This is a genomic window from Pedobacter sp. UC225_65 (assembly GCF_042698365.1).
Classification (GTDB): Bacteria; Bacteroidota; Bacteroidia; order Sphingobacteriales; family Sphingobacteriaceae; genus Pedobacter.
This window is the reverse complement of record NZ_CP170550.1, coordinates 3,666,679-3,685,655: the sequence shown is the minus strand read 5'-3', so window position 1 is coordinate 3,685,655 and position 18,977 is coordinate 3,666,679. Positions and strand designations below refer to the sequence as shown.

Annotated in this window: 21 protein-coding genes; 3 read left to right on the top strand and 18 right to left on the bottom strand. The window is 39.7% G+C overall.

Features of this window, described 5'->3' with window-relative positions:
- Positions 1-2 precede the first annotated feature (2 nt).
- From ACFJIZ_RS19460 to ACFJIZ_RS19390, 15 genes are all read right to left on the bottom strand, one after another.
- Positions 3-2,321, bottom strand: coding sequence for an NADP-dependent malic enzyme (locus ACFJIZ_RS19460; RefSeq protein ID WP_379087930.1), 2,319 nt, complete (start codon positions 2,319-2,321; stop codon positions 3-5).
- Positions 2,322-2,512: 191 nt separating this feature from the next.
- Positions 2,513-3,922: a transglycosylase SLT domain-containing protein gene (locus ACFJIZ_RS19455; protein ID WP_379087927.1), complete on the bottom strand. Its 1,410-nt coding sequence runs from the start codon at positions 3,920-3,922 to the stop codon at positions 2,513-2,515.
- A 37-nt stretch (positions 3,923-3,959) separates the two neighbouring features.
- Entirely contained in the window at positions 3,960-4,127 is a 168-nt protein-coding gene (locus ACFJIZ_RS19450; protein ID WP_379087924.1) for an amidase family protein, read from the bottom strand.
- Positions 4,094-5,383, bottom strand: a complete 1,290-nt coding sequence (gatA, locus tag ACFJIZ_RS19445) for an Asp-tRNA(Asn)/Glu-tRNA(Gln) amidotransferase subunit GatA (protein WP_379087921.1) — start codon at positions 5,381-5,383, stop codon at positions 4,094-4,096. The genes ACFJIZ_RS19450 and gatA overlap by 34 nt, the downstream gene beginning before the upstream one ends.
- Positions 5,384-5,499: 116 nt before the next feature.
- A complete protein-coding gene (locus tag ACFJIZ_RS19440; protein ID WP_379087918.1) occupies positions 5,500-5,691 on the bottom strand; it encodes a twin-arginine translocase TatA/TatE family subunit in 192 nt (63 codons plus the stop codon).
- A gap of 33 nt (positions 5,692-5,724) precedes the next feature.
- Positions 5,725-6,066: a twin-arginine translocase TatA/TatE family subunit gene (locus ACFJIZ_RS19435; protein WP_379087915.1), complete on the bottom strand. Its 342-nt coding sequence runs from the start codon at positions 6,064-6,066 to the stop codon at positions 5,725-5,727.
- Between the two features lie 48 nt (positions 6,067-6,114).
- The gene (locus ACFJIZ_RS19430) at positions 6,115-7,392 is read right to left on the bottom strand and encodes a murein hydrolase activator EnvC family protein (RefSeq protein ID WP_379087912.1); all 1,278 of its coding nucleotides are present in this window, start codon (positions 7,390-7,392) and stop codon (positions 6,115-6,117) included.
- A 20-nt stretch (positions 7,393-7,412) separates the two neighbouring features.
- Complete coding sequence (locus ACFJIZ_RS19425; protein WP_379087908.1) at positions 7,413-8,201, bottom strand: DUF4292 domain-containing protein; 789 nt, start codon at positions 8,199-8,201, stop codon at positions 7,413-7,415.
- On the bottom strand, positions 8,179-9,876 hold the full coding sequence (locus tag ACFJIZ_RS19420) for a tetratricopeptide repeat protein (protein ID WP_379087905.1): 1,698 nt from the start codon (positions 9,874-9,876) through the stop codon (positions 8,179-8,181). The genes ACFJIZ_RS19425 and ACFJIZ_RS19420 overlap by 23 nt, the downstream gene beginning before the upstream one ends.
- Positions 9,877-9,923: 47 nt before the next feature.
- Positions 9,924-10,352: a dUTP diphosphatase gene (dut, locus tag ACFJIZ_RS19415; protein WP_379094132.1), complete on the bottom strand. Its 429-nt coding sequence runs from the start codon at positions 10,350-10,352 to the stop codon at positions 9,924-9,926.
- 3 nt (positions 10,353-10,355) lie between these two features.
- Complete coding sequence (locus tag ACFJIZ_RS19410; protein WP_379087903.1) at positions 10,356-10,619, bottom strand: hypothetical protein; 264 nt, start codon at positions 10,617-10,619, stop codon at positions 10,356-10,358.
- A 4-nt stretch (positions 10,620-10,623) separates the two neighbouring features.
- Complete coding sequence (locus ACFJIZ_RS19405) at positions 10,624-11,844, bottom strand: lipopolysaccharide biosynthesis protein (protein WP_379087900.1); 1,221 nt, start codon at positions 11,842-11,844, stop codon at positions 10,624-10,626.
- A gap of 77 nt (positions 11,845-11,921) precedes the next feature.
- A complete protein-coding gene (locus tag ACFJIZ_RS19400) occupies positions 11,922-12,206 on the bottom strand; it encodes an acylphosphatase (RefSeq protein WP_379087897.1) in 285 nt (94 codons plus the stop codon).
- Positions 12,207-12,443: 237 nt separating this feature from the next.
- The gene (locus tag ACFJIZ_RS19395; RefSeq protein ID WP_379087894.1) at positions 12,444-13,391 is read right to left on the bottom strand and encodes an NAD(P)H-dependent flavin oxidoreductase; all 948 of its coding nucleotides are present in this window, start codon (positions 13,389-13,391) and stop codon (positions 12,444-12,446) included.
- A 4-nt stretch (positions 13,392-13,395) separates the two neighbouring features.
- Positions 13,396-14,565 (bottom strand): amidohydrolase family protein, encoded by a 1,170-nt coding sequence (locus tag ACFJIZ_RS19390; RefSeq protein WP_379087891.1) that lies wholly within the window; start codon positions 14,563-14,565, stop codon positions 13,396-13,398.
- A 215-nt stretch (positions 14,566-14,780) separates the two neighbouring features.
- On the opposite strand from ACFJIZ_RS19390, the gene ACFJIZ_RS19385 reads away from it, so the two are divergent.
- From ACFJIZ_RS19385 to ACFJIZ_RS19375, 3 genes are all read left to right on the top strand, one after another.
- Complete coding sequence (locus tag ACFJIZ_RS19385; RefSeq protein ID WP_379087888.1) at positions 14,781-15,086, top strand: hypothetical protein; 306 nt, start codon at positions 14,781-14,783, stop codon at positions 15,084-15,086.
- A 78-nt stretch (positions 15,087-15,164) separates the two neighbouring features.
- Positions 15,165-16,418, top strand: a complete 1,254-nt coding sequence (locus ACFJIZ_RS19380) for a sigma-54-dependent transcriptional regulator (protein WP_379087885.1) — start codon at positions 15,165-15,167, stop codon at positions 16,416-16,418.
- Positions 16,396-16,494, top strand: coding sequence for a helix-turn-helix domain-containing protein (locus ACFJIZ_RS19375; protein WP_379094129.1), 99 nt, complete (start codon positions 16,396-16,398; stop codon positions 16,492-16,494). The genes ACFJIZ_RS19380 and ACFJIZ_RS19375 overlap by 23 nt, the downstream gene beginning before the upstream one ends.
- 8 nt (positions 16,495-16,502) lie before the next feature.
- Here the strand turns inward: ACFJIZ_RS19375 and ACFJIZ_RS19370 are convergent, their stop codons facing one another.
- Genes ACFJIZ_RS19370 through ACFJIZ_RS19360 form a run of 3 tightly spaced genes read right to left on the bottom strand, consistent with a single transcriptional unit; the run spans position 16,503 to position 18,965 of the window.
- Positions 16,503-17,180 (bottom strand): response regulator, encoded by a 678-nt coding sequence (locus ACFJIZ_RS19370; RefSeq protein ID WP_379087882.1) that lies wholly within the window; start codon positions 17,178-17,180, stop codon positions 16,503-16,505.
- Entirely contained in the window at positions 17,158-17,595 is a 438-nt protein-coding gene (locus ACFJIZ_RS19365) for an ATP-binding protein (RefSeq protein WP_379087879.1), read from the bottom strand. The genes ACFJIZ_RS19370 and ACFJIZ_RS19365 overlap by 23 nt, the downstream gene beginning before the upstream one ends.
- Positions 17,592-18,965 carry a sensor histidine kinase gene (locus ACFJIZ_RS19360; RefSeq protein ID WP_379087876.1) on the bottom strand — a complete coding sequence of 458 codons (1,374 nt, stop codon included), beginning with the start codon at positions 18,963-18,965 and terminating at the stop codon, positions 17,592-17,594. The genes ACFJIZ_RS19365 and ACFJIZ_RS19360 overlap by 4 nt, the downstream gene beginning before the upstream one ends.
- Between the last annotated feature and the right edge of the window lie 12 nt (positions 18,966-18,977).

Here is an 18,977-nt window from a genome sequence, read left to right as displayed (position 1 = left end):
TCTTATTTTTTAGCTATCCTGGTTAAAATACCTCTTCTTTTTGTCGAATTTGCCGTCTCTTCTTTCGCTTGTACATCTAATACTGCAATAGTAACCATATTTACGATTTCTCTTACAGAACTTCCTAATTGAACAATATGAACAGGCTTTTTTAGACCCAACAAAATCGGACCCACTGCCTCTGCTCCCCCTAATTCTTGTAAAAGCTTATAGGCAATGTTTCCAGACTCCAAGTTAGGAAAAACTAATGTATTTGCAGGTGCATCTGCCAAACGGCTGAATGGGAAATTATCTTTCAATAGGCCATTATTCATCGCAAAATTGCCCTGCATATCTCCATCCACCACAATGTTTGGATGTTGTTCGTGTAATATTTTTACTGCTTTTCTTACTTTCTCTGGAATGATGCCCTCATTTGAACCAAAGTTAGAATAAGAAAGTAAAGCGATACGAGGTTGGATGTTAAATTTACTTACCGATTTTTCTAACAATAAAGTCAAGTCTACCAGTTCTTCAACTGTAGGATCAACGTTTACCGTAGTATCGCCAAAAAATACTGGTCCTTTTTCGGTCATCATCATGTACATTCCTGCTACACGATTTACACCTTCTTCTGTTCCGATTACCTGTAAAGCTGGTTTAATGGTCGATACGTAATTTTTGGTCAATCCAGAGATCATTGCATCAGCCTCACCAAATTCTACCATCGATGCGCCAAAATAATTTCTATCGCGCAACAGTTTGTTGGCTTCAAATAAGGTAACTCCGCGGCGTTGTCTTTTCTTGAAAAGCGAATCAGCGTATTTAGCCATTCTTTGTGGCTCTAATGCGGGTTCGATAATTTCAACACCATCTAGTTCCAATGCATTTTCTGCAATGATCTGTTGTATGATTTCTTTGTTACCTAATAAAATCGGAATGGCAATGTTATCATCTTTAACGATTTGAGCTGCTTTTAAGATCTTATAGTTATCAGCCTCAGCAAAAACAACACGTTTTGGTGCAGATTTGGCTTTATTGGTAATGGCACGCATGATTGAATCGTCCATTCCTAAACGGCGTTTCAACTCTTCAGCATAGGCATCCCAATCTGTAATGGTTTTACGGGCAACCCCCGATTCGATGGCTGCTTTGGCAACCGCCATAGACACATTGGTCATAAGACGGAAATCCATAGGCTTTGGAATGATATAGTTCTTTCCGAATTTGATGTTCTTTTCGTTGTAGGCCATGTTTACTGCCTCAGGAACAGATTTTCTGGCAAGGTCGGCAATTGCACGAACCGCTGCGATCTTCATTTCCTCATTGATGCTGGTTGCCCTCACATCTAATGCACCCCTAAAAATATATGGGAAACCCAATACGTTGTTTACTTGATTAGGATAATCTGAACGGCCAGTTGCCATGATCAGGTCTTTGCGCGAACTGATCGCTAAATCGTAGGCAATCTCTGGATTTGGGTTGGCCATTGCGAAAACGATTGGGTTTTTGGCCATCGATTTCAACATATCTACCGTTACGCAATCTGCAGATGAAAGCCCAATAAACACATCAGAATCTTTCATGGCCTCGGCCAAGGTATTTAGGTTTCTTGGTGTAGCAAATTCTTTTTTGATATCATCCAAGTTCCCTCTATCACTGCGGATTACCCCAGTTCTATCGCACATTACAATGTTCTCTTTTTTAGCACCTAATGACACGTATAAACGAGAACAAGAAATTGCGGCCGCACCAGCTCCATTTACCACAATTTTAACTTTATCTATTTTTTTCTTTTGTAGGTCGCAGGCATTCAACAAAGCAGCAGCTGATATAATTGCCGTTCCATGTTGGTCATCGTGCATTACCGGAATGTTCATCTCCTCTTTTAGTCGGCGTTCGATCTCAAAACATTCTGGAGCTTTGATATCTTCAAGGTTCACCCCTCCAAAAGTTGGCTCCAAGGCTTTAACGATCTTCACAAAATCGTCAACATTTTTGGTATCCAGCTCTAGATCGAATACATCAATATCAGCAAAGATCTTAAACAACAAACCTTTACCTTCCATTACAGGTTTACCTGCTTCCGGACCAATATCTCCTAACCCTAAAACTGCAGTACCATTACTGATTACTGCAACCAGATTGCCTTTAGCTGTGTACTTATATACATCTTCTTTGTTTTCAGCAATTTTTAAACAAGGCTCTGCCACACCTGGCGAGTAGGCCAGCGTTAAATCTCTTTGCGAAGAATATGGTTTGGTAGGTACAACCTGGATCTTACCTGGTCGTCCTTGCGAGTGGTAATCTAAAGCGTCTTGTTTTCTATTCGTCTTACTCATAAAATACATTTTGGTAACGGGCAAAGTTACAATTATTTTCCTCGTTATAAATTATTTCATGTGCTCGAAAACTCAGTCTGTTTTTTAAGTGTAGCAACGGTATTACCGTGTACATTTATCAGCGGTGAAAAGACAGTTCAACCTACTATTGCAGGGGTGCCAACTACTAAACTGTATCTATTTTTTTTGCACTACCCTTTAGTGATCTTCAAGACCATGCCTGCTTGGATATTGGCTTTGGTGAGTTTATTGATCTTTTTGATATTTGCAACTGTGGCTCCATCAAATTTCTCAGCAATGCCTGATAGGGTATCGCCAACCTTTACCTTATAAGTAATATAGGTTGCTTTGGCAGGTGATTTGTCTAACTCCTTTACCGTACCGTGAATTTTTAATTGCTGACCAGGAATAACTGTTGTGCCTTTCAGGTTGTTCCAAACTTTTAAATCTTGTACTTCTACCTTGTACAGATTGGCAATGATGGTTAGGTTTTGTCCAGCTTTAACTTTATGGATATTGGTTGTTTTAGCTATAGCAGTTGGTTTATTGACCAAACCTTTTTTTCTAAGGTCGCGTACATCATCTGTTGAAGCCAACACAATTTCTTTGTCCATATCCAGATCGGTGTTCAGCACCTCAAAAAGCCTAGCATAATTGGCCTGTTCTACCCTAGGCAGGATAATCCTTTTAGGCAATTGATCTGTACCATTTACAATCTTCTTTTTATAAGAAGGGTTTAAGCCAAACAATGTCGCTTCTTCATGGTTAATTGCTTTTGCCACATCGGCCAATGCCACAAAACGGTTAACCAATATCGTATCTGTTTTATAATTAATGGCTGGGGCTTGCATTACAATGCTGTGTGTATTAGCGTATTGCATTACATATACAGCGGCAATAAAGGCTGGCACATAATCTCGCGTCTCTTTTGGTAAAAATGGACGTATTTCCCAAAAATCCCTTGAACCCGCTTTATCTATGGCACGGGTTACATTTCCCTTGCCACAATTGTAAGCGGCAATGGCTAAAAGCCAGTCGCCAAGTTCCTCATAAGCATCCCTAAAATAAGCCGCAGCAGCATAACTTGCCTGGATAGGATCTTTGCGTTCATCAACAAAGTTGTCCATGTTTAAGCCGTAGGCCTTAGCCGTACCAAACATAAACTGCCACATTCCGGTAGCCCCCACTCTAGAAATCGCATGTGGGTTCATTGAAGATTCTATAATTGGAAGATATTTGATCTCTGCTGGAATGTTATAAGCTTTTAGCGCCTTTTCAAAGATTGGGAAATAATACTGAGAAAGACCTAACATCTTGCCCATCATATCTTTACGTCTACTGTAGATATCTATGAAACTCTGTACGTATTCGTTATAGCTAAGGGGTACGGTTTTGGCAATCGAATCCAAGCGTAGTTTGTAGATGTAGTTTTGGTTAAAAACCAATGGCCGATCAATAACTGGAACTGAAACAGTATCTAAACGAGACGCTGTGGTGATATTTTTTAAGATTGAATCTGTTTGTGCAGTTCGTTTTGGAGTTTGAGCCGCAGCTGTAAAAATGGCTAGAAAACTTAATGTGGTCAGTACTATTCTTCTCATAGGCTGTTGGGCAAAAATCTAAGTTAACAGATTTTAGCTAAACTTTATGCAAAAAACGATAGGATAAATTAAGTAGTCCTTGCTCGTTAAAATGTTTGGCCATTAACTGAACACTTAACGGCAAACCTTCTTTATTATTGCCCAATGGCAATGCAACCGCCGGAATACCTGCTAAAGAGGCCAAAACCGTATAGATATCGGCCATGTACATGACCAAGGATCTTGGATATTCTCTCCGATTTTAAAGGCAGGAGTTGGAGTTACAGGACTCAATAAAAAATCGTAATCGACAAATAAAGCTTCTACTTTTTCTCTGATCAATCGACGAACCTGCTGTGCTTTTTGATAGTAGGCATCGTAATATCCAGCACTAAGTACAAAAGTGCCCAATAAAATCCTTCTTTTTACCTCTTCACCAAAACCTTCTGCCCTTGAAGTTTTATACAACATATTTAAACTCTCGGCCTGTGTATTTCTATAACCATAATGCACACCATCGTAACGCGAAAGGTTTGATGAAGCTTCTGCGGTAGTTAATACGTAATAAGCCGGCACTAAATAATCAAGCAGGTCAAATGATACATATTCTACCACATGTCCTTGATCCGTGAGTTTTGTAATCGCTGCTAAGATAGCCGTTCTAATTTCTGGATCTAATGCTTCGTTCTCTATGGTTTCTCTTAAAACGGCTATTCTTTGCGTTCCGCCTGCACCAAGATCTTGGGTATAGTTGGGCACTGGCAATGATGAAACAGTACTATCCGCATCATCAACACCTGAAAGTATAGACAGCAACAACGCTGCATCACTAACCGAAGAAGTTAAGGTACCTACTTGATCAAATGAAGAAGCATAGGCAAGTACGCCATAACGAGAAATACGACCATAAGTTGGTTTAAAACCGATACAGCCACAAAAGGCCGCTGGTTGACGGACCGAACCACCTGTATCTGTACCTAAAGCGGCCAAACATAAATCTGCTTGTACAGCAACTGCCGATCCACCTGACGAACCTCCAGCAACCCGCTCCTCATCAACTGCATTCTTAACTGGTCCATAATAAGAAGTTTCATTTGAGCCACCCATTGCAAATTCATCGCAGTTCAACCTGCCAATGATCACTGCATCTTCAACTAATAAACGTTCTACTACTGTTGATGAATATGGGGAAACAAAATCAGCTAACATTTTTGAAGAAGCTGAGACCTGATGGTTAACATAACAGATGTTGTCTTTGATTCCAATCACCATCCCTGCCAACCTACCTGCTGTTCCGTTGTCCACTTTTTGTTGGACCAGTTCTGCCTGCTTTTTTGCAGAATCAAAAAACACCTCGTTAAAAGCATTGAGGTGTTGATTTTTTTCTATCTGTGAAAAGTAATAAGCAATTAACTCTGGTACGGTAAGCTGCTTTTGCGCAAGTATTCCTTGTATCTCTGTTAAAGAGGTATATTTCTTCAAAACTTAAATTTAAAAGACAAAACCATCATGACTTTATTCATTACCTTGTGTAATAGATAAAATCATTATGGCTCCATCGTCGTTAAAACATGATATCAGATAAAAACAAATGCTAATTAAAGCGGTTTGTTTTCATTTGGAGTTCCATCAACACCGTCTTTACCATCTTTAAATTCTTTTACGCCTTTACCTAAGCCACGCATTAGTTCAGGAATTTTTTTACCGCCAAACAATAATAAAAGTGCTAAAACGATCAATACGATTTCACCTGTACCTAGGCCGGCGATCAGAAATGTAGGTTGTACCATTGGGTCTATATTAAGTTTTTTTATTCAGTTAAATTAGGAATATGATTCCTTGTTCTTTGTTTCTTCAGGAGTAGTTTCTGCTTTTGTTTCAACGGTTGTTGATTGAATCGGCGCCTCATCTTCTATTGGATGGTGACGTTGTGCATGGTTCTCTTCCTCTTTTACTTCGTTTTCTATATCTACGGAATTTATGTTCCGATGGATTTCTCTCTTTACTCCTTCCGAAGCATCTTTAAATTCTCTAATCCCTTTTCCTAAACCTCTTGCCAATTCGGGTAATTTTTTACCTCCAAATAACAAAAGTATAGCCAAAACGATGAGCATAATCTCACCCCCACCCATGTTTAAGAACTCTAATAATGTGCCTGAATACATCTTTAATCTATTTATATACAAATATAGACAAATTAATTGCCTAATAGTTTATCTGGCAATCCAACTTTCGGGATTAAGTGCGTTGCCTCCTCTGTTAACCTGAAAGACAACCTCTGGAATACCATCATTGGTAGCGGCCGTTCCGATGTTCTGTTTAGTGGCTACTGTTTGCCCAACAGAAACACTCACAGTCTTTAAGTTTTGATAAACCGTAAAGTATTCACCATGTCTAATAAGGATGAAGAATTTACCCATCATATCGCCAATCCTCGTCACTTTCCCATTAAATACAGCTCTAACACCTGCTCCTTCTTCTGTTTGGTAGGTGATGCCATTATTTTCTCCTGTTGCCTGCCCTACTTTATATGCTCCATAATGGCTTACTATAATACCGGCAGAAACAGGCCAAGGCAAACTTCCCTTGTTCTTTTCAAAATCATCAGACAATTTAGCATCTGCAGGACTACTCCTTAACATTTCACTATTGGTCTTGGCTTTTGCAGGTGCTGCAGCTACCGGCGCAGGTCTATTTTCTGCCTTTGCTTTTGCAGCAGCTAATCTGGCCTCTTCCTTAAGTCGATCTTCTTCTTTTTTACGTTCAAGTGCAATTATTCTTTGGATTTCTGCATTGATCTGTCTTTGTATAGCCGCTTGCTGTTGTTTCTTTTTCTGGATATCTTGCGAAAACTGTTTCTCTTGTTTGCTCAACTGGTTTAAAACAACCGTCTGCTCGCCCTTTTTCTTATCTAATTTGCTCTTCTCATTTACCTGTTCTTTTAACAGATTGTTTTTTTGTTTAAGGTCTTTATCCAATATTACAATCTTATAGTTGAGGTCTTTCTCGGTCCCTTGAATATAGGCCGCCTGCTTTTTGCGGTACTGCCCAAATTGTTGCAGGTATTTGATTCTTTTATAAGCTTGGTTAAAATCTTTGGATGCAAAAATGAACATCATCTTATCGTAAGAATTCCTGTTCCGTTGGGCAAACCTGATCATGCCCGCATATTCTTTTTTCAGATCCGCTAAACGGCTTTGCAGGTTATGCACCTTGCCTGTATTTTCTGTAATCTGGTTGTCCAGATTTTTCATCTCAGAGTTGATGGTCGAAATCTTTTCCTGCATCAAACGAACCTGGGCTTTAATGGTATTGATTTGACCAACAGTCAGTTTCTTGCCATTAGTTGTTTTTTTCAGGTTTTTTTCTGCCAATTCGATTTCTCTTTGCAGCGCTTCTTTTTTACGGGTAAGTTCCTTTGTTGTTTGTGCAAAAACTGTAGAACATAGGGCTACAAAAAGTAGGGAAAGAAATAGTTTATTTAGCTTCATTGCTCCAAAAATATAAAAAATTAGTTGATTCGCTCAAAATTTTTAGGAACACTAAACGGGAATTCTACCGCTGTATTGCTCTCAATTTTTGTAAATTCAATCTCTACATTTATTTTTTTCGCTCCAGACATCGTATTGATTTTCAGGCTAGAAGGGAATAGTGCATTATTTACCGGTGTATATTTACCGTAAGTAACCTTAAGGGCTTGCGCTGCTTTTGCATCGTTCAAGGTCGTTTCTGATACCTTTAACAAAGTATTAAACAAACTGCGGTAAGCTAGATCGCCATTGTTACCACTCAAAACCCAAACACCTCCTTCTTGTACCAGTTCAGAGCTTACATTCATGAAATCTGGAATGGTATTGCCCGAAAACACGGCCTGCAACAAGCCAAAGTTGACCTGCTTATTGGCATATTGATAGATGTAATTGAATGGTTTTTTAACATAGGTTTTTTGTAGGCGATTGAGCAGCAGCAAACTATCTGGTGTAATTACCGCCCTGGCCACTTCAATGCCTGCAATTGCTGTAATGCTTACCCATATCTTTTTATCTTTCTGCATTCTGATGATCATCGTCACGTTGTTTTCATCACCATCTACGTTCAGATTGGCTTTACCTCTTAAGGCCAAAGTATTAAAAGGCAAATCCTTACTTTTTAATAGCGCGAGGTTTTCTGGTTTTTTATCAACTTCAACTTTTTCTTGACTAACCGGCGGAGTAGTAACGATGATTCTTTTAGGCTTGCAACCAAATGCGAAGAGTACGATTACGAATAAAGCAAGGCTATTTGATATATTTCTTTTCATTAATTTTCTTATTTAGTTTTTCGGAGTCATTTCCTGCTTGTTTGGCTTTCTGCCATTGCAGCACAGCTTCTTCCTTTTCTCCTTTTAGAAAAAGGATATCGCCATAATGCTCTAGATAAACAGGGTTTGATGCTTCATTGTTTGGTAATGCTTTTTGTATCCACGTTAAGGCCAAATCGTATTTGCCCAATTTAAACAATACCAATGCATAGGTATCTGCTATCGATGTATTTTTGGGCATTGCCGAAGCAGCTTTTGCCGCAAGCATTTCTGCCTTGGCCAGGTTCTGGTTCCTTAACGCTAAATAGTAGGCATAATTGCTCAATGTGAGGTAATTGTCTGGGGCCAACTCAATGGCTTTGTCAAAAGCCACATCAGCTTCTTTTAACTTTTGCTGGTCGATCAGTACCTCTGCCTGCAAGGCAAAAATCAATGCTTTCAGATTTTTATCATCGCCATCTAGCTGCAAAGCTGATTTGATTTCTATTCCCGCTTCTGCGTTTTGTCCATTTCTATGGAGGGCAAAAGCTCTATAATAATACAATATGGCCTGATTTGGATAAATAGAAAGGGCATCTTCACCTGTTTTGATTGCTTCTGCATACTGACCCAATAGATTCTGGATACCTAATACTTTTTCCCATGCCCCATAAAACTGCTCAGAAATCTTTAATACCGCTTGATATTGATCTTTGGCCGTCACTAGGTTTCCCTGTTGATAGAGGACATCGCCATACAACACCATTAACTTAGGATCGTTGGGATGGCTTTTAACGGCCAATTGAATCAACTCTGTTGCATCTTTAACTACCAATTGGTTACCAAATCTTGGCAACATGGCCGCTACAATTTTAAGTTGGTTGGCCACGGGCATTGCCGGATTGGCAAATGCAGCTCTTAAAGGTACAATGGCCAATTCATTCTTCTTTTGCGATTGATAGACATCAGCCATGGCCAGATCTATTTCAAAATTATCTGGTTCTAGGTTTTTTGCCTTTTGAAGAATAGCCAAGGCTTCCTCCTTTTTGTTTTTTTCTAACAGTACCCCACTTAAGTACAGGTAGTTTTTTACATCGTTCGGGCTTTCTGCCAATAATTTATCAATGGTAGCATTGTCTGGTGCGGCACTGGCCTGCATCACTACACGTTGTCTGGCTGCAGTGAGTTCTTTAGATGCCCCAAATTTTTTCTCTATTTCATCGTATGCCTTTTGTGCTTCCTCATTTTTACCTGCAAGGAAGAGCGCATTTGCCCTATCAAAATAATTGTCTTCTGTTTCAGGCGATAGCTGGATCAATTGGGCAAAAACATTACCCAAAGCCTCCATATTGCCATTGCGTTTATAGATTTCGGCCTGTAATTTTAGATACCAAATATTCTTGGGGTTGATGTTGATTGCTTTTTTAATGGCAGTTTCTGCATCCAACAACCTATTCTGTCTGTAACCTATGGTAGCCAATTCAAAATAGGCCGCATCGTGTTTAGGATCTAATGCAATGATCTTTGCAAAATTGGCTGTAGCATTGTTATAATTCTCTACCAGCTTATCCTTCAGTCCAGCAAAATAAAGCTCTGTAATCGTATTATTTGGATTAGGTATGCCAAAAGATTGCTCCTGGGCCTGCAAAAGCCCACAACAAAAACACAAACCCACTAATACCACTTTAAACTTCATCTGATCGTCTTTAGTTTTTTATCGGATTGTTTGTCAATCCAATCATTTTATTTTCCAGTATGTCCGTAACCACCTTCACCACGAGCGGTATCACTCAATTCTTCTACACTTTCCCAATTAATTGTCTCGTGTTTGGCAATTACCATTTGCGCAATGCGGTCTCCATTGTTGATCACAAAAGCCGTATCAGAAAGGTTAACCAATAATACTTTGATCTCGCCACGGTAATCTGCATCTATGGTACCTGGCGAATTGACAATGCCAATGCCATGTTTATAGGCCAAACCACTACGCGGTCTAATCTGTGCTTCGTATCCAATTGGCAACTCTATATGTAAACCTGTTGGAATTAAAAGTCGTTGCAAAGGTTTAATCGTAATCTCTTCATTTGTATATGCTCTTAGGTCCATACCCGCCGCATGTACGGTTTCATAGGCCGGCAATGGGTGTCCAGAGTGGTTGATCAATCTTGATATTCATTAGTTATTTCTTTTTAAGATTTTCATTACATCGTCTTTCTCGAAATATACAATGCTGGCTACGAAAGCGATCAACAAGGCATTGCCGATGTAGATATTTCGGTTAAATATAAAAAATGAGGCGAATACAATTACTGTTGAAACAATTAAATAGGCCAAAATCTTTTTGAGGTTGTAAGGAATCGGATAGTGTTTTTGCCCTAAGACATAAGATAAAACCATCATTACAAAATATGCCAACATACTTACCCAAGCTGAGCCCATGTAACTAAATCGTGGGATCAAAGATCAGGTTCAATACAATAGTAATAACGGCCCCAGCGACAGAAATGTATAAGCCAAAACGTGTTTGATCTGATAAACGATACCAGATGGACAGATTGGTATAAATACCCAAACACACATAACCAAGCAACAAATAAGGAACGGCTGGTAAACCAACCCAATATTCTTCCTTACGGATAAAGAATTTTAAAATCTCGATATTGGCAATGATACCTACAAAAAGAACAGACAACGCAATTACAAAATATTTTAAAATAGTAGCGTAGGTCTGTTTGGCATTCTGTTGTTTGGCATGGCTAAAGAAAAAGGGTTCGGCGCCTAAACGAAAAGCCGTAATAAAGATGCTCAAGAAAATGGCGATCTTACATACTGCCCCATAAATACCTACCTCTCCATCTGCTATTGCTGGTGGCAACAGTTTTTTAAGTACAAGCTTATCTAGGTTTTCGTTAATGATAAATGAAAGATTGGCGATTAAAATTGGCCAACTGTAGCCGAACATATTGCCAAACAATTGTTTATCAAACCTTAATTGTAGTTTTAAGAACTCTGGTAAAAGGTATAAAAATGTAACGATGCTGGCAATCAGATTAGACAGGAACACATAACCGATCCATTGGTTGCGGTACCAAGATGCAATCCAACTAGCACCTAACCAATCGTGCTTGATCATTGCAGGAATCACATAGATGAAGATAAGGTTAAAGCCTACAAAACAACCGATATTCAAAAATTTGGCCACACTATATCGAAACGGTCTTCCATCGGCCCGCAATTTGGCAAAGGGGATTACACAAATGGCATCAACAAACAAGATCCATAAAAAGAAGCTTACATATTGTTGATAATCTGCAATTTCTGAAGGCTTGCTTGACAGATAAGCTGCGATTGGTGTAGAAAACACCAACCCCGTAACCAGAAAAAGCGTAGAAATAAATGCGATGCACAAAAAGGAATTGTTATAGACTTCCTGTTTTTTATCTTCGAATTTGTTAAGATACCTAAAATAGGTGCTTTCCATCCCAAAGGCCAAAACCGCATTGATCAACGATGCATTGGCATACATGTTTGTAAAAATACCATACACCCCTTTCTGATAGACCGAGGTATAGATAGGTGTTAGAATAAAATTAAATAGCCTTGAAAATACTGTACTGATACCGTAAACAGCAGTTTGACCAAGAAATTTTTTATATACCGACATTTGAGTTAAAAGTAGTGAGTAGAAAGCTGTTAGCAAATATCCTAACAACAGAACAATTTGGCAATAAAGTTATATCCCTACCAAAGCAGGTTCTTTTTAACCACTTCAAAGTTGCGATAATTTTTAGCTTCTCCATCTACAACTTCTACATTTTCTACTTTGGCCTTTTCTGGACCTTCATTGCACCAATCGATAAACAGCTCTAATGTAGTTTCATCAGCTTCGGCTTCTATATATACCGAACCATCTTTTTCATTCTTGACCAAACCTTTAACGCCCATTTGATCGGCTACAGCCTTGGTACTTGCCCTAAAGAATACGCCTTGTACTTTACCCCTTATTTTAATATTGATGTGTTTCATTTATTCTTTCGTTTAGATGTGGAACATGAGTATCAAGACTTTATATCCTACAACCTATTGTTTAATTGCTCAATTGTTTTAACTGGTTAACTGTTCATCTAGATTTAAGTATCAAGACCCTAAGCCTTACACCTCATAGCTTCCTACTCCCAAACTTTCCAACTTCCTGACTTTCCAGACTTCCTGAGACTCCAGACTTCGGACTTTGGACTTCGGACTCCCAACTCCCTTTCTCCCCTAAAAATCCAACGCTAACAACCGCTTCTTTTCTGTTAAAAACTCTTCCCACATTTCGCTTAAGATCGTTGCCGCAGGTTTAATCTCATTTAACATGGCCGAAACTTGTCCAATTTCCAATTCGCCTTGTTCCATATTGCCTTCAAACATACCCAATTTTGCCCTTGCCCTACCTAAAAGTTCTGCCAGTTGATTTCTGTCTGCTCCTTCGGCTTCGGCTTGTGCAATGGCATCCGCAAATTCATTTTTAAGCAAACGCACGGGCACTAGTTTTTTTAAGCTCAGTTTGGTACCACCTTCAACTGCATTGATAATTTTTGTCTTGAAATTTGGATGGGCCGAAGATTCTTCTGCAACAGCAAAGGCAGAGCCTACCTGAACTGCATCTGCTCCTAAAGCAAAAGCTGCCAACATTGCTTTTCCGCTTCCAATACCTCCTGCAGCAATGACAGGAATCTTAACCGCAGCTTTGATTATCGGGATCAGACACAAGGTTGTGGTCTCTTCTCTACCGTTATGTCCACCTGCCTCAAATCCTTCTGCTACAATGGCATCAACACCGCATTCTTGCGCTTTTAGTGCAAATTTAGTGTTGGCAATTACGTGGACTACAATCATCTGGTGTTCCTTTAAAAAGGATGTCCAGCTTGCTGGATTGCCCGCCGAGGTGAAAACAATCTGAACTTTCTCTTCTACCAAGATGTTCATGATTTCTTCCACATTTGGGTACAACAAGGGTACATTAACTGCAAATGGCTTTGTTGTGGCTGCTTTACATTTTTGGATATGGGCTCTCAGTACATCAGGATACATTGAGCCAGCACCGATAATGCCCAACCCGCCAGCGTTAGACACTGCCGCAGCTAATCTCCAACCACTGCACCAGATCATTCCAGCTTGGATGATTGGATATTCGATATTAAAAAGTGTCGTAATTCGGTTGGTCATTTTGCTAAAATAAACGTTTTATTGTGGTTTCCTTTTTTATTATTCCATCTTCGGTAAGGCCTATACAAACAATACCCGGTTTTTTGCCTACCGTTAAACTTCCATATTGATCTGCAATCCCTAAAAATTCTGCCCCGTTAAGCGTAGCCCATTTTAATGATTCTGCAAATGAAATCCCTTTATGTGCTTGTAACGTTTGCATCTCTGCCAGAATATTCAACTGGCTGTTACTGGCCAAACTATCTGTACCGAGCGTAATTTTCAATTCCTCATTTTTGAACAGGTCTACAGCCGGTAAATTGTTTTCGATATACAAATTAGCATTTGGGCATAAACACCAGTACAGTTTTGGATGTTGTTGTTTGGCAAAATCGATATCGGCCTTTGCCGTAAATGTATTATGTACCAATAAGGTGTTTACATCAGTGGGTAGTTGTGGCAGGTGATAGGCCAAAGAATTTTGACCAGAATTATGCGCTTCGTTCTGCGCAATACCTACCGCTTCAAAAAAATCGGCAAATGTTCCTGTCCCTTTTTCAAACAGCTCATTTTCGCCCATCGTCTCTTGATTATGAATACTCATCACCTCTCCAGCTGTAGTAACCGCTTTGATCGCTGCAAACAATGCAGAAGAAACTGAATAAGGGGCATGTGGAACTATGGTAGCCTTTAATGGCGCAAAATCATTTCTTAATTGCATACCAGCTGCTATAATTGGTTCAGAGGGTCTATTGAACCCAAACAGTTCTACAAAGGTTTGATAATAGAGCTTACTGTTTAACTTTACCGACCTAGAGATCAAAAGATTGGAAATATCGCCCACGGCTACAATCCCATTATCGTACATCTCTTGGTCTGCAGCTTGCATGGCAGCAACAACCTCTTCCTCTGGTTGTTCCCTAAAAGCCAATATCGCTTTGATAAAATCAGTCAACCCCGTTTTTTCTGCTATTTTTCCTCGCAAATGCGATAATTCTAAATGGCAATGCGTATTGATCAAACCCGGAACCAGCACACCAGCATAATGTTTGATGTTCTCAATCCCTTTACTTTTGGCTTCATCTGCTGTTAGCACTTGCTTGATTGTACCATCAACAGCTATTTCTAGTACCCCGTTTTGGATAGGCCCAGCAATAACCGGGAAGATCCAATCGGCAGTTATAAAATTTTGCATGTACAAATTAAGCGGAATAAGATTAAACTGAAAAGATTTATCCTAAACAATGTTGCCAAAGGCAACAAAGTGTTGCACTTCTCCACAACTTTAAAAAGACTGAAAAACACTAAACAACTGAAATAAAGCACTTTAAATAAAATATTTTCTTTTGGCACCATTATGTAACCTAAGGATATAGAGTTTAATAAATAATACCTTAAAAAATAATAATTATGAAAAGATTAATTTTATCAGCTGCATTTGTAGCCATCGCCGGATTAACCGCAGTAAACGCAAGTGAAGTAAAAACAAATCAAATTGTTGCTGTTCAAGATAGCGTTATTAAAACCCCAATTAAATTAGAAGAACTACCAGAAGCCGTTTTAAACACCTTAAAATCGGATCCTTATAAAAAATGGACACCTACTGCTGCTTTTAGCGTAAAAGATGGACAGAAATCATATTTTCAGATTGATGTCAAAAAAGAAGAAGAAACATCATCGATTAAGCTAGATAAGGACGGAAAGCCAGTAGAATAATCGAAGCGCTAATCTATTTAACTATTAACTAATATCATAAAGCCGGAAATTTTATCCGGCTTTTGTTATTTTTGCTACATGGCGAGCCTATTGATTATTGAAGATGATACCACATTTGCCCAATTGCTTGAAGTTTTTTTAACCAAAAACCATCATCAAGTAGAGGCTGTTGTTAATGTTCAACAAGCCAATAAGCTCTTGGACAAACAAGATTTTGACTTATTGTTAATTGATTATCGCCTACCGGATGGAACAGGGCTGGATGTTTTAACCAAAGTACGTGAAAAGGGAATTGTTGTTCCCGTAATCATTATGACAAGTTTTAATGATGTACGAACAGCAGTACGATCCATCCAACTAGGGGCATTCGACTACATTACCAAACCCGTTAATCCGGATGAACTGTTGATCATGATCAACAACTCCTTGCTTAAAAAAGAAAGCAAAGACAAACTCAACAGTGAAGAACTTAGTGATTTTATCAAAGGCAAAAGTGCAATTGCCGACAAGCTATATGCCCATATCGATCTGGTTGCGCCTACAGATATGTCGGTCATGATCCAAGGCGAAAGTGGCACTGGCAAAGAATATGCCGCCAGAACATTACATCTGCAAAGCAAAAGAAAAGATAAACCTTTTGTTGCTATAGATTGTGGTGCACTTTCTAAAGACCTTGCTGCAAGCGAACTTTTTGGTCATGTAAAGGGCGCATTTACAGGTGCCCTAAATGACAAAAAAGGTCAGTTTGAAACTGCTAATGGAGGCACCTTGTTCTTAGATGAGATTGGCAACCTGAGCTACGAAGTACAGATCAAGTTGCTAAGGGCCTTACAGGAGCGGACCATACAGCCTTTGGGTAGTACCAAGCAGGTCAAGGTTGATGTACGGATCATTGCCGCTACAAACGACGACTTGACCAAAAGCATCCAACAGGGCGAATTTAGAGAAGACTTATACCATCGGATCAATGAGTTTAAGATACAATTACCCCCGCTACGCGAACGTGGTAAAGACCTTGAGCTTTTTATCTCCCACTTCATTTCCTTGGCCAACAAGGAATTGCAACGTAATGTAAAGACGTTAGCTAGTGATGCGAAATCGCTCTTGTTACAATACGATTGGCCAGGCAATTTACGCGAACTCCGCAACGTGATCAAACGGATGGTTTTATTAAGTCCAGGAGAAGAGGCCACCACAGCTGCCTTACCAGATGAGATGATCATCGCCATCAACCAATCGCCAATCTCGAATCAATCCGACCTAAAGGCCATCAACGAGGTGAATGAAAAAACCTTGATCGACCGAAACCCTGATCAAAGTAAGGTACAATAAATCTCAAGCAGCCAAGCTCTTGAACATCGACCGCAAAACGCTATATGCAAAAATGGAGCGTTATGGCATTACATGATCTTTTCGTCAATTGAGGTAAGGAGGTCGATCTAATCGTGCCAACAGCTCCTCTATTTTCTTTTTTTCCGTATTCGTATTGCTTAACCCATCGGCGGCAATATCCAATTCCATTAACCTAAGGTCTTTGGCAAGGTCTTTAGCTCCGATCTGTCCCAAGCGGCCCGCAAGGCGATGCACGATCAAACGGCTATTTTGCGCATCACCTTTTTGCATTGCATTGCACAGCAATAGCCTATCGTCCAAACAATCTTGTTTAAAGCGCTCTACGATCTGATCAAATAGCTGCTGATCACCAAAAGTCATTTTCTCAATGGTACTCCAATCGATCTCCTGCCCATTTTCTATAGGTGGGGTTATCTTTTCAAAAATCGATAGGAGTTCTTCTGCCCTAAAGGGTTTCATGATCAGACCATCAAATCCGTCCTGTAAAATCGACTCCCTTTCATCTGGCAGTACTTGGGCCGTTATGGCATAAAATTTTACCGCAGCGTCCATTCTTTTTTTCAGCATATGAAAAAGTGTCAATCCAGACATATCTGGCAAACGCATGTCAATCAGTACGTATTTCACTTCTTGATCTGGTGCAGCGTTCAGTACTGTTTCTGCTTTATCAAAACGTTGAAAAGGAATCTGTTGTTGTTTAAAGATCAGTCCGCATAGATCAAGAATTAAAATGATCATCATCAATTATCCAAACCTTGCCCGTATCGATAAGTTGATGCGCATTGAGGTCAAGTTCTTCACTTGTTACCTGTGCAGATAAAGTATAGGTCAAAAAGAAATTAAAGACCGTACCCACCCCCTCCTCACTTTTTGCTGCTATTCTTCCACCTTGCTGTTCAACCAATGATTTCACTATACTTAAGCCCAATCCAGTTCCGGTAGGGTTGATGGTGTGCTTTTCGGGCGATTCTACCTGTTCAAATTCATTGAAGATCCTATCTACGTCTATTTGGGCAAAACCAATGCCTGTATCACGGATGCTAAAATTAAAATGGAGCTGCGTTCCTTGTTGTTTATAGGTGGCCGCTAAAACAACTTCGCCCTTTAAGGTAAACTTTATTGCATTGCCCAATAGGTTAAACAAGATCTGTTTCAATCTAAAAGGGATCCTCCGTTGATATAGGTTAATCCATCTAACTCCAATTCGGTAATTAACCGCAGCGACTTTTCTTCTGCCAATGGCTGCATCACGGCTACTACCTCTGCTAAAACCTGGTGTACATTGAAACTTTGCTCCGTAAATGAAAATTCTCCCGAAATAATCCTGTTGTAGTCCAAGATCTCGTTAACGATCTGCAATAAATGGCTTGAGGACTGGTAAATGGCATTCAGGTCCTTTTTGCTTGGATGCTGTTGTTGCGACACCATCTGCGCATAACCCAATATTGATTGCAGGGGTGTCCTGATTTCGTGGCTCATGTTAGACAAAAACCGCTGTTTGGCTTTTCCATGATATTCAGCTTCCTCTTTGGCTTCCTCTAGCGCCTTTCTGTATTTATTGCTCTTTGAGATATCCGTTAAGATGAAATAAAGTAGAATGCCAGTTAAAAGAAAAAAGGCTAAGATAATGGCACTGATCTGCGCGATGCCTTCGTTTACCAATTCTTTTGCAGTCTGTCCATTTTCTCCAATCTGCGCCAGGGCCTCTGCTTCTACCTTCTTCAAAATATCGAGCATTTGTTGGGTAAGCACATTGTTGGCATTGGCCAGCACGGTTTCTCGCTTTAAAAATCTTTGCGTTTTAACCTGTTGTTCTTGCGCAATCGCCTTTAGCGAAACCTCCATGTTCCTGATGATGCTGTCTTCAGATAAACCACTTACGGTATCACGTTTTACCTGTAGTTCTTCACTGATGATTTTATAGACTTCGGCTTTCTTTTTACCAAAAAGCCTACTTAAAAAGCCTTTTGATTTTTCGGTCTCGGGGGCCAAAGTAGTTGTAGAGGTAGTGGTTTTGGTGGTCAAGATTGCGCTATCTGCACCTCTATAGCGGGTGCTTACCATGTCGTTCAGTTTGTCTACTTCATCCGCATAGGATTTGTTGTTGATCAGCCCCTCCCGAACTTTTAGGTATTCTATAAACTGCCGATCCCGAACGCCCAATAACCTTTGGATAGACACCAATCGGCGCAACTGTACCGAATCTTTTGCATATAATCTTTTTAAGGTATCTACAACCAACTTCAGCCTTTTCGATTCCTTAAAAAACACATTATAGTTATCTGGATCTTTTAGTGCTCTATTCTTTTGCACCTGATCCAAGCTTGCAATCTGGTGCGAAAGACTGTTTACCATTCGTAGTCGATCATTCGGTGTAGAAATATTCTCTACTGTGGTAAGTATCTTTTGCAGTGCGATTTTATTAACAGCCCATGCCATTAACAAGGCCAATGAGGCTAAAAAAAAGCCCATGATGATCTTGCCTTTTGTTGCCTGTAGAAAACGATGTTGAGCAATTTTGGCCATTATCTAATAGTA

Coding starts and splice junctions, on each gene's coding strand:
- ACFJIZ_RS19460 (WP_379087930.1), bottom strand. CDS start 2,321: ATGAGTAAGACGAATAGAAAACAAGACGCTTTAGATTACCACTCGCAA.
- ACFJIZ_RS19455 (WP_379087927.1), bottom strand. CDS start 3,922: ATGAGAAGAATAGTACTGACCACATTAAGTTTTCTAGCCATTTTTACA.
- ACFJIZ_RS19450 (WP_379087924.1), bottom strand. CDS start 4,127: ATGGCCGATATCTATACGGTTTTGGCCTCTTTAGCAGGTATTCCGGCG.
- ACFJIZ_RS19440 (WP_379087918.1), bottom strand. CDS start 5,691: ATGGTACAACCTACATTTCTGATCGCCGGCCTAGGTACAGGTGAAATC.
- ACFJIZ_RS19435 (WP_379087915.1), bottom strand. CDS start 6,066: ATGTATTCAGGCACATTATTAGAGTTCTTAAACATGGGTGGGGGTGAG.
- ACFJIZ_RS19430 (WP_379087912.1), bottom strand. CDS start 7,392: ATGAAGCTAAATAAACTATTTCTTTCCCTACTTTTTGTAGCCCTATGT.
- ACFJIZ_RS19425 (WP_379087908.1), bottom strand. CDS start 8,201: ATGAAAAGAAATATATCAAATAGCCTTGCTTTATTCGTAATCGTACTC.
- ACFJIZ_RS19420 (WP_379087905.1), bottom strand. CDS start 9,876: ATGAAGTTTAAAGTGGTATTAGTGGGTTTGTGTTTTTGTTGTGGGCTT.
- ACFJIZ_RS19410 (WP_379087903.1), bottom strand. CDS start 10,619: ATGGGCTCAGCTTGGGTAAGTATGTTGGCATATTTTGTAATGATGGTT.
- ACFJIZ_RS19405 (WP_379087900.1), bottom strand. CDS start 11,844: ATGTCGGTATATAAAAAATTTCTTGGTCAAACTGCTGTTTACGGTATC.
- ACFJIZ_RS19400 (WP_379087897.1), bottom strand. CDS start 12,206: ATGAAACACATCAATATTAAAATAAGGGGTAAAGTACAAGGCGTATTC.
- ACFJIZ_RS19395 (WP_379087894.1), bottom strand. CDS start 13,391: ATGACCAACCGAATTACGACACTTTTTAATATCGAATATCCAATCATC.
- ACFJIZ_RS19390 (WP_379087891.1), bottom strand. CDS start 14,565: ATGCAAAATTTTATAACTGCCGATTGGATCTTCCCGGTTATTGCTGGG.
- ACFJIZ_RS19385 (WP_379087888.1), top strand. CDS start 14,781: ATGAAAAGATTAATTTTATCAGCTGCATTTGTAGCCATCGCCGGATTA.
- ACFJIZ_RS19380 (WP_379087885.1), top strand. CDS start 15,165: ATGGCGAGCCTATTGATTATTGAAGATGATACCACATTTGCCCAATTG.
- ACFJIZ_RS19370 (WP_379087882.1), bottom strand. CDS start 17,180: ATGATGATCATTTTAATTCTTGATCTATGCGGACTGATCTTTAAACAA.
- ACFJIZ_RS19360 (WP_379087876.1), bottom strand. CDS start 18,965: ATGGCCAAAATTGCTCAACATCGTTTTCTACAGGCAACAAAAGGCAAG.